We start from the raw sequence: 13,534 nt of genomic DNA on the forward strand, positions 1-13,534 counted from the left end.
GGCCTCGTCCCGGGCGGTGATGAGCCCTGCCCGCGACGGGCGCGCGGCCCGTGCGCTGCGACGGCGGGCGCGTGGGCCTCCGTGCCGGTGGATACCGGGCGGCCCCTCCTGATGAGGAGGGACTGTGAAGGAGTGTGCCCGGAACCGGACTTGAACCGGTACGCCCGCGTGGGGCAGCGAGGTTTAAGCTCGCCGTGTCTGCATTCCACCATCCGGGCAGGCCATGGCTGCGCTTCGAGTGGTCTGAGCCTATCCGGACGGGTAGCCCGAACAGCCGACGCCCAGCCCGATGTTGTCTGATTTTATTGAGGTCTGAGGGAGCATCAGACACGCGCGGCGGCCGTACCCGCTCAGAACACCGCCCTCCCCGAGGGGTCCCAAGACCCGTACGGAATGACGGAATTTCACCGTCCGCGCGGTGAAACGCCGAGCCGCGCGCATGATATTTCAGCCACGGGGGCGCGCGGAACGGCTCATGATCGCCCCCCACACGCCCCCGCGAACCCTTCGCGTGATCTTCACCAGCTCCCCGCACCCGCCGTCCGGCGGGTCACCAGTCGCGGGCGGCGATCAGTTTCTCCGGGTCCGCGTCCTGGTAGCCGTGCGCCAGCGCCAGCATGTGGAACGCCTCGCCGATCTCCTCCCGGGCCACCGTCTCCAGCTCGCTGCCGGCCTCGTCGAACGCGGTCTCCAGCGCGTTGAACTCCTCGGTCGCCGCCGCCGTGAGCGCGTACAGGGCGGTGAGGTCCGCGGGCGGCGCGGCGGCGATACGTGTCGACAAGCGGTGCAGGATCGCCTTGCCGCGGTCGACGAGGTGGTCCGGGAAGAACGGGTCGTCGTACATCCCGCCCAGTGGCTCGTACCCGTCGATCGTCCAGTCGGTGACCGGCATCGTGGCTCCTTGTCGCGCTGCGGACGGACGGCCCGGACGGCGCGTCCATCGGTCACCCTGCACCACCCCACTGACAGGGCCGCCGCCCGGGCACCGCGCCCACCAGGGGAAACGGCTCCCGGCCGACCGCCGCCCCCCGCCGGAAGGCGTAGCGGGTCGGGGTCGGGGGTCATCCCCAGGTATGACAGCACGGCGCGGGGTCCGACCGAAGGCTGTCCCCGGAACCGGAACAACGGCTGACTACAGACGGCGGGACGGCCGCGACGATGGAGTCATCACCCGCCGATCCGACAGGAGCGTCCTCCCGTGACCACCACCCCCATCGCCGACCGGGCCACCGCCGTGGCCGCTCGGGCCGCGGATCTGAGCAAGGTCTACGGCCAGGGCGAGACCAAGGTGGTCGCACTGGACCGGGTGTCCATCGACTTCCACCAGGGGCAGTTCACCGCGATCATGGGCCCGTCGGGCTCGGGCAAGTCGACCCTGATGCACTGTGTGGCCGGGCTGGACAGCTTCAGCGGCGGCTCGGTGCGGATCGGTGACACCGAGCTGGGGACGCTGAAGGACAAGCAGCTCACCCAGCTCCGCCGGGACAAGATCGGCTTCATCTTCCAGGCGTTCAACCTGCTGCCGACGCTGACGGCGCTGGAGAACATCACACTGCCGATGGACATCGCGGGCCGCAAGCCGGACAAGCTGTGGCTCCAGTCCGTGATCGACATGGTCGGTCTGCGGGACCGGCTCGGCCACCGGCCCACCGAGCTGTCCGGCGGCCAGCAGCAGCGCGTCGCCGTCGCCCGCGCCCTGGCCTCCCGGCCGGAGATCATCTTCGGTGACGAGCCCACCGGGAACCTCGACTCGCGCTCCGGCGCCGAGGTCCTCGGCTTCCTGCGCAACTCGGTGCGCGAGCTGGGCCAGACCGTCGTCATGGTGACCCATGACCCGGTCGCCGCCTCCTACGCGGACCGCGTGGTGTTCCTCGCCGACGGCCGCATCGTCGACCAGCTGCTCAGCCCCAGCGCCGACGCCGTCCTCGACCGGATGAAGGCGTTCGACGCCAAGGGCCGCACCAGCTGATCCCCGACGCCCCGTAGCCAGCCGGCCCCCCGGCTCCCACCACAGGACACACACCACATGTTCCGTACCGCCTTGCGCAACGTACTCGCGCACAAGGCCAGGCTGCTGATGACCGTGCTCGCCGTCATGCTCGGCGTCGCGTTCGTCTCCGGCACCCTGGTCTTCACCGACACCCTCGGCAACGCCTTCCGCAACCAGTCCGCCAAGAGCTACGACAACATCGCCGTCGCCGTCGAGTCACCCGCCCGCGACGGGCAGGAGGCCGGCATACCGGCGTCCGCCCTGAAGAAGATCGAGGGCCTGGACGGGGTCACCGGGGTCACCGGCCGGGCCTCCGGCTTCGCCGGGGTCGCCGACGAGGACGGCAAGCTGATCGGGGTGGGCTGGTCCAACAGGGGCAGCAACTTCGCCCCGGGCAAGGACGGCAAGGACACCGCCTACGACTTCACCGAGGGCGACGGCCCCGTGAAGGGCAGCCAGATCGCCCTGGACAAGGCGACCGCCGACAAGGGGAACTACCAGGTCGGTGACACCGTGCGGGTCGCGACCACCGGACCGGTGCGCGAGTTCGCCCTCGCCGGGATCTTCACCACCGAGGACGGCGCGGTCAACGCGGGCGGCAGCCTCGTCCTCTTCGACACCGCCGTCGCGCAGGAGCAGTACCTGCGGCCCGGCTACTTCCACTCCCTCAGCGTCGCCGCCGCGTCCGGTGCGTCCGCCGACCGCATCCTCGACGGTGTCGAGCCGCTGATGCCGAAGGACTCGGTCGCCAAGACCGCCGACGAGTGGGCGGCCGACGAGGCGAGGGACATCGAGTCCGGCATGAGCAGCATGAACACCATGCTGCTGGCCTTCGCCGGTATCGCGCTGTTCGTCGGGGTCTTCCTCATCGCCAACACCTTCACCATGCTGGTCGCCCAGCGGACCCGTGAGCTGGCCCTGATGCGGGCCGTGGGCGCCTCCCGGCCGCAGGTCAAGCGGTCGGTCATCATGGAGGCGCTGGTCGTCGGGGTGCTCGCCTCGATCGTCGGCTTCGGGGTGGGCCTCGGTCTGGCCACGGGCCTGCGCTCCGTCATGAACTCCTTCGACCTCAAGATCCCGGCCGGCCCGCTCGTCATCAGCCCGACCGCCGTGCTCGCCGCGCTCGGTGTCGGGGTCGCGGTCACCGTCCTCGCCGCCTGGCTGCCCGCCCGCCGCGCCGCGAAGATCCCGCCGGTCGCCGCGATGAGCAGCGTCCACGCGACGGCGTCCGCCAAGTCCCTGCTGGTCCGCAACATCATCGGCGCCGTCCTCACCGCGGCCGGTGCCGTGGCGATCACCGCCGGTGCCGCCGCCGAGGACGGCGGGTCCGGACGCATGATCATCGGGTTGGGCGCGTTCCTGGCCCTGATCGGTGTCATCGTCCTCATCCCGCAGCTGGCCCACCCGGTCATCGCGGTGATCCGTCCGTTCCTCACGAGGGGCTTCGGGGTCGCCGGCAAGCTCGCCGCGCAGAACGCGGTCCGCAACCCGCGCCGTACCGGAGCCACCGCTTCCGCGCTCGCCATCGGACTGACCCTGGTCACCGGTCTGACCGTGCTCGGTGCCACCATCGGCCAGGCCATCGACCGGACGACCACCGACAACATGCGCGCCGACTACTCCGTCACCATGTCCAGCGGCCATGCGCTGGACGAGTCGGCGCTCACCGCGATGAAGAAGGCCAAGGGCGTCAAGGCCATCTCCCCGCAGCAGGCGTCCTTCGTGAAGGTCGACGGCGAGGACGTCGCCGCGTCCGGGGTGTCCGGTGACGCGGTGGACAAGGTCTTCAACCTGCCGGTCGTCTCCGGTTCCATGGGCAACCTCGCCAAGGGGCAGATCGCGGTCGCCGAGAAGACGGCCGACAGCAACGGCTGGAAGGCCGGGGACACGGTCCCCGTCACCTTCGACGGGCTGGGCAAGAAGGACACCAAGAAGCTGACGATCGGCGCGATCGTCGAGGAGAACGAGTTCGTCTCCCCGTACGTCCTGCCCCGCGAGATGCTCGCTCCCTACGAGGAGAAGCCCGACATCCGCGAGATCTGGGTCAAGATGGACGGCGGTGAGACCGCGGCCAACGAGCAGGCCCTGGTCGACGCCCTCGGCAACAACCCGGGGATCACCGTCTCCGACAAGCAGGACATCCGCGAGATGCTCAGCGGCATCATCAACATGATGCTGAACATCATGTACGGCCTGCTCGGGATGGCCCTGATCATCGCGGTCCTCGGGGTCGTCAACACCCTCGCGATGTCCGTGTTCGAGCGTCAGCAGGAGATCGGCATGCTGCGGGCCATCGGTCTGGACCGGGCCCGGGTGAAGCGGATGATCCGGCTGGAGGCGATCGTGATCTCGCTGTTCGGCGCGCTCGTCGGGATCGTGCTCGGCGCCTTCCTCGGCTGGGCCATCGGCGAGACGATCAGGGGCAGCATCCCCGACTACGAGCTGATCCTGCCGTGGGGCCGGATCGGACTGTTCCTGCTGCTGGCCGGACTGGTGGGCGTCCTCGCCGCCATGTGGCCCGCGCGCAGCGCCGCCAGGCTGAACATGCTGACGGCCATCAAGACGGAGTAGCCGCCTCGGGACACCCCCCCCTCCCGGCAGGCCGCTCCCAGGGCCCCGGCACCGGACATCCCGGCGCCGGGGCCCTGTCGTACGGCCCGACCGTCTCCGCGCGCGGGTCGCGGTTCAGCCGGTCGCGGGCAGCGGGCCCTCCTCGGTCCACACCCGGGGGCGGCGCGGCAGACCCGAGGCGCCCGACTCCGGGGTGCGGACGGCGAGGATCTGGTTGACGCCGATCCGGTTGCGTTCGAAGGCCAGCGCGGACGCGGCCATGTAGAGCCGCCACACCCGCGCCCGGCCCGGTGAGGTGAGGCGGACCGCCGCGGCCCAGTGGGCCTCCAGCTGGGCGACCCAGCCGCGCAGGGTGAGGGCGTAGTGCTCCCGGATCGACTCCAGGTCCCGGACCTCGAACCCGGCCCGCTCCAGCAGCCCGACGGTCGTCCCGACGGGGGCGAGTTCCCCGCCGGGGAAGACGTACGCGTCGATGAACTCGTCCACGTGGTAAGCCGTCTCGTCGGTGCGCGGCGGACGGGCGATCTGGTGGTTCAGGAGCCGTCCGCCGGGCCGCAGCAGGCCGTGCAGATGCCGGGAGTACTCCAGGTACCGCTCCGCGCCGACATGCTCCGCCATCCCGATCGAGGAGATCGCGTCGTACGGCCCGTCCCTGACGTCCCGGTAGTCCTGGACCCGGATCTCCACCCGGTCCGTCAGCCCCTCGTCGGCGACCCGCTTACGGGCGTATGCGGCCTGCTCCTGCGACAGGGTGATCCCGACGACCTGGGCGCCGTGCTCACGGGCCGCGTGGATCGCCATGGAGCCCCAGCCGCAGCCCACGTCCAGCAGACGCGCGCCTGGGCGCAGGGCGAGCTTGCGCGCGACGAGTTCGAGCTTGTCGCGCTGGGCGTCCTCCAGGGTGCCGCCGCCCCGGCCGGGGGTGTCCCAATAGGCGCACGAGTAGACCATCGACGGGCCGAGGACGAGTTCGTAGAAGTCGTTGCCGACGTCGTAGTGGTGGCTGACGGCCTGCTTGTCGCTGCGGCGGGTGTGCAGATGCAGCCGACCGCGGCCGCGGCGTTCCTCACGAGGTGGAGGTGGCGGCGGGAAGGGCCCCGCGAGGGCGGCGAAGCCGCGGACCGCGGTGCGGAACCCGGGGTCCCGCAGGGCGTGGGTGAGGCCCGGGGCGCCTTCCGGGCGCTCCCAGAGGATACCGGCGAGCCGGTTCAGGGCCTCGTACAGATCACCGTCGAGGTCGAGGTCACCCGCGACCCAGCCGCGGGCCAGGCCCAGCTCCCCCGGCTTCCACAACAGTCTGCGCAGTGCGCGGCGGTGACGGATCACCAGGACGGGGGCGGGGGCCGGGGGGCCCGCCTCCGTGCCGTCCCAGGCGCGGATACGGAGCGGGAGCGGGGCGCCCAGGAGGCGCTCCGTGAGGTTCTTCAGTCTGAGGGCGGTGTCCTGCATCGGTGTGCCTCCGTGGTGCGGGGCCGTCGAACGGCTCTTCACCACGTAAACACCGGTGTGCGGGGGTTTCAGTCCCGTTGATTCCTCGTGGCGCACAAATCCCGCCAGCACCGTCCGGGTGGCGGAACGGGTCGCCTTCGCAGGTCGCCTTCGCTCGCGCTTCCGAGTTCCCTGTGCTGGGCGGACTTGTCCCTGTGCGGGTCGTCCGTGGGTGCGCAGTTCCCCGCGCCCCTGGGTCACCTGTGCTGGGCGGACTTGTCCCTGTGCCGTCGCTCGTGGGGTGCGCAGTTCCCCGCGCCCCTGGATGCTGCCCCTTCGGGTAGTTCGTCGGGGGCGGGCCGGTCCTCGTTTTCGCGCAGTTCCCCGCGCCCCTGAAGGGGCACCCACCTGGGGCTGTCCTCAGGCTGCGGGTGTCGCTGGCTGCGGGCTGGCATCAACCGGGGCCGGGGTTGAACCCTCCTCCTCGCGCAGCCTCTTGGAGCGAGGACGGAGAATCCCGACCGGCACCGACCCGAAGAACAGACAGAACGCGCCCCAAAGGGGCGCGGGGAACTGCGCGAAACCACTGAGCGTCGGCACGGGAACGGAGTACGCCCAGCACAGGAAACGCGGGGTGGCGGGACGCGAAGGGGGCCGTCCGCACCACGGATGGCGGACGGCCCCAGACGATGACGCAAGGATCAGGCGCTGAGCTTCTCTTCCTTCTTCGCCGCAGGCGGAGGCGTCGGCTTGGCCGCCTCGTAGAACTCCTCACGAGGAGTCTCCATCGCACCGAGCGAGACGACCTCACGCTTGAGGAACATACCGAGCGTCCAGTCCGCGAAGACGCGGATCTTACGGTTCCAGGTCGGCATGGCCAGCCCGTGGTAGCCACGGTGCATGTACCACGCGAGACGGCCACGGAGCTTGATCTTGAACTTGCCCATGACGATCATCGCGACGCCCTTGTGCAGACCGAGGCCCGCGACAGCACCCTTGTTGGCGTGGCTGTACTCCTTCTGCGGGAAGCCGCGCATCCCGGAGATGACGTTGTCACCGAGGAGCTTGGCCTGCCGCAGCGCGTGCTGCGCGTTCGGCGGGCACCAGGCGTTCTCGACGCCGGCCTTGCGGGCGGCGAGGTCCGGCACCTGGGCGTTGTCGCCCGCGGCCCAGATGTAGTCGCTGCCCTGCACCTGGAGCGTGGTCCCGGTGTCGACGTGACCGCGCGGGCCGAGCGGCAGACCGAAGCGGGCGAGCGCCGGGTTCGGCTTCACACCGGCGGTCCACACGATGGTGTTGGAGTCGACCTCCAGGCCGTTCTTGAGCACCACGTGGCCGTCGACGCAGGAGTCCATGGAGGTGCTGAGGTAGATCTCCACCCCACGGCCCTCCAGGTGCTCCTTGCCGTACTTGCCGAGCTTGGGACCCACCTCGGGGAGGATCTTGTCCGCGGCGTCGACCAGGACGAAGCGCATGTCCTCGCGGGAGACGCTGGTGTAGTACTTGGCCGCGTCCCGGGCCATGTCCTCGACCTCGCCGATGGTCTCCGCGCCCGCGAAGCCGCCGCCGACGAAGACGAATGTGAGCGCCTTGCGGCGGACGTCCTCGTCGGTCGTGGAGTCGGCCTTGTCGAGCTGCTCCAGGACGTGGTTGCGCAGGCCGATGGCCTCCTCGATGCCCTTCATACCGATGCCCTGCTCGGCGAGGCCGGGGATCGGGAAGGTCCGGGAGACGGCGCCCATCGCGATGATCAGGTAGTCGAAGGGCAGCTCGTACGCCTCGCCGACGAGCGGCGCGACGGTGGCGACCTTGCGGTCCTGGTCGATGGTGGTGACCCGGCCGGTGAGGACCTCCGCCTTGGGCAGCACACGTCGCAGCGGCACGACGACATGCCGCGGAGAGATGCTGCCGGCGGCGGCTTCGGGAAGGAAGGGCTGGTACGTCATGTACGAGCGCGGGTCGACGACCGTGACCGTCGCCTCGCCGTACCGCATCTTCTTCAGAATGCGGCGCGCCGCATACAGACCTACGTACCCACCGCCTACTACGAGAATCCTGGGACGCTCCGTGGTGCTCATGGCATCGAGTATCCACCGGACAGGGAGGGGTACTTAGTGCGCCCCTTCACAAGCATGCCCGGACCCTCTGCTACACTACGCGCCCCACGTGACGGAGGTCATGCGGAGCCGGGGGAACCCCGGCCGCCGGCGGTACGTTGTGAAGCCCTTGTCAACACCGTCTGAGCTGCACCGCAGGCCCTCGGGGCCACCCCCGCGAAACCTCTCGCGCATACGCGTGTCACACGCCCGGAACACCCCACGACGCCCCGACTCGGGACCTTGGACCCACCCCGGCGTCCACCCGGCCCGAATATGGCGCTCAGCAGGGGTCTTTTCCTTGTGAAGAACTTCACGAACTTTCCTGACGGACCCCCGCCGAGCACCCCCGGAAGGGGCCGCGGGGCCGCTCGAACGGCACCCGCGCGCGCTCACATGCTCACGACAAGACACCCCTTCCCGGACCTGCCCGGACCTCTCCGAACACCTCCGGGCCGCGCCGCGTGAAGTACGCCGAGCCTCTGACCCCGTCCGACCCCCGGCCGCCCGGGTGCCGTGGTTACGCGCGGCTCCAGGCGATGCCGTCCAGGATGTCGTGTTCGCTGACCACGACCTCCGTCGCGCCGACGCGTTCCATGACGGCCAGCAGCACCAGGGCGCCGGAGGCGATCACGTCCACGCGGCCCGGGTGCATCACCGGGATCGCCGCGCGTTCGGCGTGGGTCGACGTCAGCATGCGGTGGGTGATCCGGGCGACGCGGTGGTAGGGGATGCGCGCGTGGTGGATCGCCGCCGGGTCGTACTCCAGCAGGTCCAGGGCGATCGCGGCGACCGTGGTCACCGAACCCGCGAGCCCGACCAGGGTGCGGGCCTCCCGCAGCGGCACGGTGCGCTCGGCGAGGTCCAGGGCCGCCTCGATGTCCGCGCGGATCGCCGCGATCTGCGCCTCGGACGGCGGGTCGCTGACCGTACCGTCGTGGACGAGGTGGCGTTCCGTCATCCGGACGCAGCCGATGTCCACCGAGCGCGCCGCGCGGACATGGTCCGCGCCGACGACGAACTCCGTGGAACCGCCACCGATGTCGACCACCAGATACGGCTTCGCGAGGTCGTCGCGGCCCGTCAGCTCACGGGTCGCCCCGGTGAACGAGAACTCGGCCTCCTGGTCGCCGGTGATGACCTCGGGCTCCACGCCCAGGATGTCCACCACCCCGCGGACGAACTCGTCGCGGTTCTCCGCGTCCCGGCTCGCGGAGGTCGCCACGAAACGGAGCCGCTCCACGCCGTGTTCCTCGATCACCGCCGCGTACTCCCGGCACGCCGCGAACGTCCGCTCCAGCGCCTCGGGCGCCAGCCGGCCCGTACGGTCCACACCCTGGCCGAGCCGGACGATCGTCATCCGCCGTTCCAGATCGACCAGTTCACCCGTCGCCGGGTCGGCGTCCGCGACCAGCAGCCGGATCGAGTTGGTGCCGCAGTCGATCGCGGCGACCCTGGTCACGCCTGCCCCCCGGCGGCCGGCGCGGCCGACGGCTCGGGCGCGGGCACCACGCACGGGCCCTTGCTCCACCACTCGGGCAGCATCGCGATGGCCTCGTCGCCGAGCGGGTTGACGCCCGGTCCCGCGGCCAGCGAGTGGGCGACCAGCACATGCAGGCACTTCACACGGTCGGGCATACCGCCCGCGCTCGGGAAGCCCGTCAGCTCCTCGATCTCGTCGCGGCGCCGGATGTAGTCCTCGTGCGCCGACCGGTACGCGGCGGCCAGCTCCGGGTCCGTGGCGAGCCGGTCCGTCATCTCCTTCATGACCCCGTTCGCCTCCAGCGTGCCGATCGCGGACGACGCCCGCGGACACGTCAGGTAGTACAGCGTCGGGAAGGGGGTGCCGTCCGGCAGCCGCGGCGCCGTCTCCACGACGTCCGGCTGACCGCAGGGGCAGCGGTGCGCGATGGCGCGCAGCCCGCGCGGCGGCCGTCCGAGCTGCTGCTGGAAGGCGGCCACATCGGCGTCGGTCGGCTCGGTGCGCGCGGTGGTCGGCGGAGAGGTTCGCATGCGGGGAGGTGTGTCTTTCCTGGTCGGCCCCGCCCGCCGGGGTACGGGGGCGGGGCTGCTGGTCGGAGGTGCTGAGGCCGGCCGGTGGCCGGGAGTGGTACGGACCCGGCCCTCAGCGGGCGGCGGGCGCCGGACGGGGCGACGTACCGGACGGGCGGTCCGCGGCGGGCGCCGGGGGCTCGGGCGGCTCCGGACGGGTCCGGGCGGAGAGCTCCTCCTGGTCGGCCCGGTCCAGGGCGTCCCACAGATTGGCGTACCAGGCCCGGTCCGCCGCGCCGCGGTCGGCGCGCCGCTCCTCGGTGCCCCGGGGATCGACCACGGTGTAACCGGTCTCGCCCGGCAGCACGTAGTGCAGCCGCTCCCTTATCCGCTGCTCGGCGTACGCGTCGTCCTGCCAGCGGGCCTTGGAGTCCCGCAGCTGTTCGACCCGGGCGCGGGCCTCCTCGCGCTCACGGAGCTGGTCCGCGATGTCGGCGCGCTGGGACACGTACTGCCGTATCGGGAAGGCGAGGGCGACGATCAGGGAGCACAGGACCAGGGTCAGCAGGGCCGCGCGGCCGGTGAGACGGGAACGGCGGGCCTGGCGCCTGGTCTGGGAGCGGTAGACCCGGGCGGCGGTCTGCTCGCCGAGCAGGCGCAGCCGGGTCGTGGTGGAGAACCGGTCCCGGTCCTTGACGGCCATCTGTCCCGCCTCCCCGTGAGTACGTACGTCCCCGCACACGGTACGGGACCGGGTGCGGGGACGGACGCAACTGGGTCGGCCGAGGGGGTCAGCCCTTGAACCGGGGGAAGGCGCTGCGGCCCGCGTACACGGCGGCGTCGTCGAGGATCTCCTCGATACGCAGCAGCTGGTTGTACTTGGCGACACGCTCGGACCGGGCCGGGGCGCCGGTCTTGATCTGGCCGCAGTTGGTGGCGACGGCGAGGTCCGCGATGGTGACGTCCTCGGTCTCGCCGGAGCGGTGGCTCATCATGCACTTGAAGCCGCTGCGCTGGGCCAGCTCGACGGCGTCCAGCGTCTCGGTGAGCGAGCCGATCTGGTTGACCTTGACGAGCAGGGCGTTCGCGGAGTTCTCCTCGATGCCCCGGGCCAGGCGCTCCGGGTTGGTGACGAACAGGTCGTCGCCGACGAGCTGGACCTTGTCGCCGAGGCGCTCGGTGATGACGTTCCAGCCGGCCCAGTCGTCCTCGAACAGCGGGTCCTCGATGGAGACGAACGGGTACGCCGCCACGAGCTCCTCGTAGTACTCCGTCATCTCGGCGGCGGAGCGCTCCTTGCCCTCGAAGAGGTACTTGCCGTCCTTGTGGAACTCGGAGGCGGCGACGTCGAGCGCGAGGGCGATCTGCTGGCCGGGGACGTAACCGGCTTCCTTGATCGCTTCGATGATCAGGTCGAGCGCCTCGCGGTTGGAGCCGAGGTTCGGGGCGAAGCCGCCCTCGTCGCCGAGGCCGGTGGCCAGGCCCTTCGACTTCAGGACCTTCTTCAGCGTGTGGTAGACCTCGGTGCCCCAGCGCAGGGCCTCGGAGAAGGACTCCGCGCCGATCGGGGCGATCATGAACTCCTGGATGTCGACGTTGGAGTCGGCGTGCGACCCACCGTTCAGGATGTTCATCATCGGCACCGGCAGGAGGTGCGCGTTGGGGCCGCCCAGGTAGCGGAACAGCGGCAGGTCGCTGGCCTCGGAGGCGGCGTGCGCGACGGCGAGCGAGACGCCGAGGATGGCGTTGGCGCCGAGCGACGACTTGTCCGGGGTGGCGTCCAGGTCGAACATGGCCTGGTCGATCAGGCGCTGCTCGGTCGCGTCGTAGCCGACGAGCTCCGGGCCGATCTGCTCGATGACCGCGAGGACTGCCTTCTCGACGCCCTTGCCGCCGTAGCGGTTGGGGTCGCCGTCACGCAGCTCCAGGGCCTCGAAGGCGCCCGTGGACGCACCGGACGGGACGGCGGCCCGGCCGGTGCTGCCGTCATCGAGGCCCACCTCGACCTCGACCGTGGGGTTGCCTCGGGAGTCCAGGATTTCCCGGGCTACGACGACGTCGATGGACGGCACGAGCATCTCCTTCTGGGATGTGACGCGGGTACGCGGGGCCGGTGGTCCCGCCGCACCTGAGCCTAACGGCCTGCGGGGCGTCGGCCACTCAGCGGGCCGCCCTGTGGACAAACGGAAACCAAATTGTTCCGTGATCAAACAAATGGGGGGACGGAGGATCATCCGAGCGGGTCGCCTTCGCTTGCGCTTCCGAGGATTTCCTGTGCTGGGCGTACTTGTTCCCGTGCGGGTACGTCCGGGGGTGCGCGGTTCCCTGCGGGTCGCCTTCGCTCGCGCTTGCGAGGTCTGCCCGGGTGGGCGCACTTGTTCCCGTGCGGGCCGCCCGTGGGTGCGCAGTTCCCCGCGCCCCTGGGTGCTGCCCCCTTGCGGTCGCTCTTCGGGTGCGGGTCCGCCCTCGTCTTTGCGCAGTTCCCCGCGGGTCGCCTTCGCTCGCGCTTGCGAGGTCTGTCCGGGTGGGCGCACTTGTTCCCGTGCGGGCCGCCCGTGGGTGCGCAGTTCCCCGCGCCCCTGGATGGTGCCCCCTTGCGGTCGCTCTTCGGGTGCGGGTCCGCCCTCGTCTTTTGCGCGGTTCCCTGCGGGTCGCCTTCGCTCGCGCTTGTGAGGTCTGTCCGGGTGGGCGCACTTGTTCCTGTGCGGGCCGTCCGGGGGTGCGCAGTTCCCCGCGCCCCTGGGTGGTGCCCCCTTGCGGTCGCTCTTCGGGTGCGGGTCCGCCCTCGTCTTTGCGCAGTTCCCCGCGGGTCGCCTTCGCTCGCGCTTGCGAGGTCTGTCCGGGTGGGCGCACTTGTTCCCGTGCGGGCCGCCCGGGGGTGCGCAGTTCCCCGCGCCCCTGGGTGCTGCCCCCTTGCGGTCGCTCTTCGGGTGCGGGTCCGCCCTCGTCTTTTGCGCAGTTCCCCGCGCCCCTGGGTTTCTTGTGCTGGGCGTACTTTTCCCGCACAGGTCGTTCGTGGGTGCGCAGTTCCCCGCGCCCCTTTGGGGGCGCCCAGTTGGGGCCGGCGATCAGGGTGCGGGCTGTCAGCGACCGGGGCCGGGGTTCAAACCACCCTCCTCGCGGACTCGCTCGGCTACGGGAGGGGGTGGGCGGGAATCTCTGCTCGCAGACTCCGATGCTCTTCAGTCCGGCAAGGACACGTCGTACCGAGCGTGTCGGATCGAGGACGGAGAATCCCGACCGGCACCGACCCGAAGAACCGACCGGACGCGCCCCCAAGGGGCGCGGGGAACTGCGCGAAACCCACGGACGACGGCACAGGAACGAAGTGCGCCCAGCCGGACAGACCTCGGGCCCGGCCAGCGGGGGGGGGAGCTCCGGAAAGGGGGCCGCCCCGACGCGGGCGGGTGCGTCGGGGCGGGCTTCCCGGCCGGGGCGGGGTGCGGCCCGGCCGGGT

9 protein-coding genes and 1 tRNA gene are annotated in these 13,534 nt (G+C 71.0%); 2 read left to right on the forward strand and 8 right to left on the reverse strand.

Annotated elements, in window-relative coordinates:
- Positions 1-135: 135 nt before the first annotated feature.
- Together OG711_RS16115 and OG711_RS16120 are read right to left on the reverse strand one after the other, a co-directional pair.
- Positions 136-218: transfer RNA gene (locus tag OG711_RS16115), tRNA-Leu, on the reverse strand.
- 332 nt (positions 219-550) lie between these two features.
- A complete protein-coding gene (locus OG711_RS16120) occupies positions 551-892 on the reverse strand; it encodes a DUF5713 family protein (RefSeq protein WP_329559559.1) in 342 nt (113 codons plus the stop codon).
- A 306-nt stretch (positions 893-1,198) separates the two neighbouring features.
- Between OG711_RS16120 and OG711_RS16125 the strand changes: the two genes are divergently transcribed.
- Positions 1,199-1,969: an ABC transporter ATP-binding protein gene (locus OG711_RS16125; RefSeq protein ID WP_073783870.1), complete on the forward strand. Its 771-nt coding sequence runs from the start codon at positions 1,199-1,201 to the stop codon at positions 1,967-1,969.
- A 57-nt stretch (positions 1,970-2,026) separates the two neighbouring features.
- The gene (locus OG711_RS16130) at positions 2,027-4,561 is read left to right on the forward strand and encodes an ABC transporter permease (RefSeq protein WP_329559560.1); all 2,535 of its coding nucleotides are present in this window, start codon (positions 2,027-2,029) and stop codon (positions 4,559-4,561) included.
- A 114-nt stretch (positions 4,562-4,675) separates the two neighbouring features.
- On the opposite strand, the gene OG711_RS16135 is transcribed toward OG711_RS16130, so the two are convergent.
- The 6 genes from OG711_RS16135 to eno form a co-directional block, all read right to left on the reverse strand.
- The gene (locus tag OG711_RS16135; RefSeq protein WP_329559561.1) at positions 4,676-6,010 is read right to left on the reverse strand and encodes a cyclopropane-fatty-acyl-phospholipid synthase family protein; all 1,335 of its coding nucleotides are present in this window, start codon (positions 6,008-6,010) and stop codon (positions 4,676-4,678) included.
- 680 nt (positions 6,011-6,690) lie between these two features.
- On the reverse strand, positions 6,691-8,067 hold the full coding sequence (locus tag OG711_RS16140) for an NAD(P)/FAD-dependent oxidoreductase (RefSeq protein ID WP_073783864.1): 1,377 nt from the start codon (positions 8,065-8,067) through the stop codon (positions 6,691-6,693).
- 538 nt (positions 8,068-8,605) lie between these two features.
- Positions 8,606-9,547, reverse strand: coding sequence for a Ppx/GppA phosphatase family protein (locus OG711_RS16145; RefSeq protein WP_266508807.1), 942 nt, complete (start codon positions 9,545-9,547; stop codon positions 8,606-8,608).
- Complete coding sequence (locus tag OG711_RS16150) at positions 9,544-10,098, reverse strand: DUF501 domain-containing protein (protein ID WP_329559562.1); 555 nt, start codon at positions 10,096-10,098, stop codon at positions 9,544-9,546. The genes OG711_RS16145 and OG711_RS16150 overlap by 4 nt, the downstream gene beginning before the upstream one ends.
- A 112-nt stretch (positions 10,099-10,210) precedes the next feature.
- Positions 10,211-10,780: an FtsB family cell division protein gene (locus OG711_RS16155; protein ID WP_404051768.1), complete on the reverse strand. Its 570-nt coding sequence runs from the start codon at positions 10,778-10,780 to the stop codon at positions 10,211-10,213.
- Positions 10,781-10,868: 88 nt separating this feature from the next.
- Positions 10,869-12,149: a phosphopyruvate hydratase gene (gene eno, locus OG711_RS16160; protein WP_107420614.1), complete on the reverse strand. Its 1,281-nt coding sequence runs from the start codon at positions 12,147-12,149 to the stop codon at positions 10,869-10,871.
- Positions 12,150-13,534 lie beyond the last annotated feature (1,385 nt).

Source organism: Streptomyces uncialis (genome assembly GCF_036250755.1).
Taxonomy (GTDB): Bacteria; Actinomycetota; Actinomycetes; order Streptomycetales; family Streptomycetaceae; genus Streptomyces; species Streptomyces uncialis.